At 58.0% G+C, this 4,065-nt stretch carries 3 protein-coding genes; all 3 read right to left on the bottom strand.

Going from position 1 to position 4,065, the window contains the following annotated elements:
• Nucleotides 1-1,370: sigma-70 family RNA polymerase sigma factor (locus ACIQVE_RS29300; RefSeq protein ID WP_402815401.1), on the bottom strand; the 1,370-nt coding region annotated here is incomplete at its 3' end.
• 67 nt (nt 1,371-1,437) lie between these two features.
• Nucleotides 1,438-3,402: a DNA primase gene (gene dnaG / locus ACIQVE_RS29295; protein ID WP_402815399.1), complete on the bottom strand. Its 1,965-nt coding sequence runs from the start codon at nt 3,400-3,402 to the stop codon at nt 1,438-1,440.
• A gap of 482 nt (nt 3,403-3,884) precedes the next feature.
• On the bottom strand, nt 3,885-4,061 hold the full coding sequence (gene rpsU, locus ACIQVE_RS29290) for a 30S ribosomal protein S21 (protein ID WP_402815402.1): 177 nt from the start codon (nt 4,059-4,061) through the stop codon (nt 3,885-3,887).
• Nucleotides 4,062-4,065 lie beyond the last annotated feature (4 nt).

Genomic DNA, 4,065 nt, shown 5'->3' with positions numbered 1-4,065 from the left:
GTGTGCACCGGAATACGGATGGTGCGGGCCTGGTCGGCGATCGAGCGAGTGATCGCCTGACGGATCCACCAAGTGGCATAAGTCGAGTACTTGTAACCACGACGGTATTCGAACTTGTCCACCGCTTTCATCAGGCCGATGTTGCCTTCCTGGATCAGATCGAGGAATTGCAGGCCGCGGTTGGTGTACTTCTTGGCGATCGAGATCACCAGACGCAAGTTCGCTTCAACCATCTCTTTCTTCGCACGGCGGGCCTTGGCCTCACCGATCGACATGCGACGGTTGATGTCCTTGATTTCAGCAATGGTCAAACCGGTTTCGGTTTCCAGCGCGATCAGTTTCTGCTGGCAACGGATGATGTCCGGCTGAACACGGCCGATGGCTTCGGCGTACTTGCTCTTGCCTTTGGCCAGGGCGTCGGACCAGCTTTCGTCGACTTCGTTGCTCGGGAACTGACGCAGGAAATCGGCGCGTGGCATACGTGCATCACGTACACACAGTTGCATGATCGCGCGCTCTTGCTGACGCAGACGATCCAGGGCACCGCGAACACGCTCGACCAAGGCTTCGAATTGCTTCGGCACCAGTTTGATCGGCATGAACAGCTCGGCCAGTAGCAGCAATTCGGCAATCGTTGCCTTGTTGCCGCGACCGTGCTTCTTCAGCGCCTTGCGGGCGATCTCCATCTGATCGGACACAGCGCCAAAACGCTGGGCCGCGATGACCGGATCCGGACCGCTTTCGGCTTCTTCTTCGTCATCGGAAGAGTCGGCTTCATCGTCGTCGGTGTCGTCTTCAGCCTTGACGGCTTTCGGATCGACCGGCGGCGGCACTTCTGCCGCAGGCGGCGCAATGCCGTCGTCCGGGTCGATATAACCGCTCAGGACGTCAGACAGGCGACCACCTTCGGTGGTGACGCGGGTGTACTCGGAGAGAATGTGGTCAACCGTGCCAGGGAAGTGCGCAATTGCGCCCATCACTTCACGGATGCCCTCTTCGATACGCTTGGCGATTTCGATTTCGCCTTCACGAGTCAGAAGCTCGACGGTACCCATTTCACGCATATACATGCGCACAGGGTCAGTCGTGCGACCGATATCGGTCTCCACCGCTGCCAACGCGGCGGCTGCTTCTTCCGCAGCGGCCTCGTCGGTATCGGCGTCGGCCAACATAAGGGCATCCGCATCCGGAGCACTCTCGTGTACGGGGATCCCCATGTCGTTAATCATGCGGATGATGTCTTCCACCTGCTCAGGATCTGAAATATCCTCGGGCAGGTGGTCGTTGACCTCGGCGTAAGTCAGATACTTCTGCTCACGACCCAGTTTGATCAACTCAATAATACGAGACTGTTGCGCTTTTCCGGACATAACACCCTATCCACTGAAGGTCTTGGCGGGCAAAAAACAAGCCGAGGATTATACCTGAGCTATGACCTCACGCGCCAGTTGAGGTCGGGCTTGATGCAGAAACATTGCGACTTAAAAGGTCGCGCAGTTGATTTTTCTCTTCGATACTCAGCTCGCTTTGACGCGCTTTCCTGAGTAACTGTTCCAGATTTCGCTCGCGTTGGCGGGCTGACAAGCTAGTAATGGTGTCGAAAAACTGTTGTTCAAGGTTATCTCCGTCAATCAGCCATTCCTTTTCTGCCAGTGCCTTGAGCAATCGACCCTGATCAGTGCCGTGCCATCGCGCGATCAACTGAAATGAGTTTAGCTTGGGATTCTTCTGTACGGCTTCGAGCAACGCCACAAGCAGCTGGGCATTGGTCTGATTTTCGTCCGCAATGTGCCCGGCATCTTCGACGCGCTCGGCCAATTGCGGGTGATGAAGCAGTGTACGCAGGGCGGTCAGGGTCGGCGACTCTACGCCGATTGGCGTCCGTGGGCGTTGCTGATCGCGATCGCCACCACGCTTGCCGTTTTTATCCCAGGGCTTCTTGTCCCATTTCTTGCCGCCGGCACCGGGTTTCTTCGGCGTCCACTCTTGCTGCGGCGCATACATGTCTTGCGCCTGCTGCTGATGGTAGTCGCTGTAGTCCGGCATCGCGTCGTAATCGAAGCCTGGGTCGTACGCGGGCGGCGCTTCCTGCGGTGCGTTTTGCGCGAGCTGGCTGACGGTTTCGCTACTCAGGCCGGTGATTTCGGTCAGGCGTTGACGCATCAGAATTCGCAGGTTTGCGCCCGGCACTTTGTCGATCAACGGTGCGGCGAGGGTGGCCATGTGGGCCTTGCCTTCGAGCGAGCGCGGATCGGACTCTTCGGTCAGTTGCTGGAAGAAGTAATCAGCCAGCGGCTGCGCATGCTGATTGATCCGGGCCTTGAAGGCATCGGTGCCCTCGGCGCGTACCAGTGTGTCCGGGTCTTCGCCTTCGGGCAGAAACAGGAATCGCGCGCGGCGTCCGTCCTGCAGGCTTGAAAGCGTTGCTTCCAGTGCGCGCCATGCGGCGTTGCGGCCGGCCTGGTCGCCGTCGAAACAGAACAAGACGTTGGGCACGACGCGGAACAGGCGTTTCATGTGTTCTTCGCTGGTCGCGGTGCCCAGCGTTGCAACAGCATTGCGCAGGCCTTGTTGGGCGAGGGCGATGACGTCCATGTAACCTTCGACGACGATTATTTCGTCAAGGTTGCGGTTGTTCTTGCGTGCTTCATAGAGGCCGTAGAGTTCCTGGCCTTTATGGAAGACCGGGGTTTCCGGTGAGTTCAGGTATTTCGGCTTGTCGTCGCCCAGCACGCGACCGCCGAAAGCGATGATTCGCCCGCGGCTGTCGCGGATCGGGAACATCACGCGATCGCGGAAGCGGTCATAGCGTTTGCCGGTTTCGGCGTTCTCGATCAGCAGGCCGGCGTCGATCATGGCTTTTTGCTGAAGTGTGTCGCTGCTCAAGTGTTTGAACAGATTGTCCCAGCCCGGCGGGGCAAAGCCGAGGCCGAAGTCCCGGGCAATCTCACCCGTCAGGCCGCGGCCCTTGAGGTAATCCACGGCGGCTTTGCGCGATGGGTGGCTCTTGAGCGCCTGCCGATAAAAGTCAGCGGCAGCAGTGAGCAACGGGTAAAGCGGCGAATCGGTCGGCTGGCGCGGCTTGTGCGGGCGGCCGCTTTCTTCGCGGGGTATTTCCATGCCGGCGGCTTTCGCCAGATCCTCGATAGCCTGGGGGAAATCCAGGTTGTCGTGATCCATGAGGAAGCCGAGCGCGTTGCCGCCGGCACCGCAACCGAAGCAGTAATAGAACTGCTTGTCGGGGCTGACGCTGAACGACGGGGTTTTTTCTTTGTGAAACGGGCAGCAGGCGGTGTAGTTCTTGCCAGCCTTCTTCAATTGCACGCGCGAGCTGACCACGTCGACGATGTCGGTGCGGTTCAGCAGGTCGTCAATGAAGCTCTGGGGAATCAGCCCGGCCATGGCGTGCTCGTTGTCTGCGCTGTAATGAGTCCGATGCGAAGGGCGGCCGGACGCGGGTCGTTGTTTGAAGCGCGCAAAATGTGCGGCTCGACCGGTGTCGTCTGCGTAATCGCTGTCGGGAAGTGTATCTGCCGAAAATCCACTGACGTTAGTACCAATCAGTCTTCGACTATTTGAAAGTGTTGCGCTGAATCCGCTGACGGCCGGTTAAAGGCCTCGGATAGCTCAATAAAGCGGGCACGTGTATGTGCCTTGGGCTGATCGTCGTAAGAGGAATCAGTGGGTGTGCTCGTCAGTAGCCTTGAAAGGCTCGTCAGAAAAGACGTGCACCGCTGGCAAAAGAGCCAGGTCTGACGTGGTGAAGCAGATTTGTCTCGGTCGCGTGTGCGGCGTCGACGATGAAGCATCAAGCGATATCCGCAAATGCCAATAGCCCGGCTGAGGGCCGGGCTTGGCAGAAGCTTGCTACGAACGTCTGTGTATTAGTACAGACGAACGGCGCGGCGCTGTTCGCGCTGAACTTTCTTGGCGTGACGCTTAACAGCGGCTGCTGCTTTGCGCTTACGCTCAGAAGTTGGCTTCTCGTAAAATTCGCGGCTTCGTAGTTCTGAATTTAAACCGTGTTTTTCTGTGTAGATTTTGAATCTAGTATGAGGTATGTTT

Origin of the sequence: Pseudomonas sp. NPDC098747 (genome assembly GCF_044760045.1) — a bacterium.
Classification (GTDB): Bacteria; Pseudomonadota; Gammaproteobacteria; order Pseudomonadales; family Pseudomonadaceae; genus Aquipseudomonas.
This window is presented reverse-complemented; position numbering and strand designations above follow the sequence as displayed.

Excerpts from the sequence above, each read along its gene's own strand:
- dnaG (WP_402815399.1), bottom strand. The coding sequence starts at position 3,402 with ATGGCCGGGCTGATTCCCCAGAGCTTCATTGACGACCTGCTGAACCGC.